Origin of the sequence: Wolbachia endosymbiont of Nomada ferruginata (assembly GCF_001675785.1) — a bacterium.
GTDB classification, from domain to species: Bacteria; Pseudomonadota; Alphaproteobacteria; order Rickettsiales; family Anaplasmataceae; genus Wolbachia; species Wolbachia pipientis.
Map to the genome: position 1 here is coordinate 1 of NZ_LYUY01000230.1, position 227 is coordinate 227.

Genomic DNA, 227 nt, shown 5'->3' on the forward strand with positions numbered 1-227 from the left:
GCGGCGGTATGACGGTCTGCGGCGGAATGACGGTTAAGCAATTCGTCATCCCGCTACATGTTAGCGGGATCTCTTGTTAGCGGATGAGATACCGCGAATGAATCGCGGTATGACGGTTAAGTACGTGTTAGCGGCTAAGAGATACTGCGGCGGTATGACGGTCTGCGGCGGAATGACGGTTAAGCAATTCGTCATCCCGCTACATGTTAGCGGGATCTCTTGTTAGC

At 53.3% G+C, this 227-nt stretch carries 1 protein-coding gene; it reads right to left on the reverse strand.

The window, feature by feature from the left end:
• Nucleotides 1–60 precede the first annotated feature (60 nt).
• Nucleotides 61–195: a hypothetical protein gene (locus BA053_RS08475; protein WP_255356266.1), complete on the reverse strand. Its 135-nt coding sequence runs from the start codon at nt 193–195 to the stop codon at nt 61–63.
• Nucleotides 196–227: the final 32 nt, after the last annotated feature.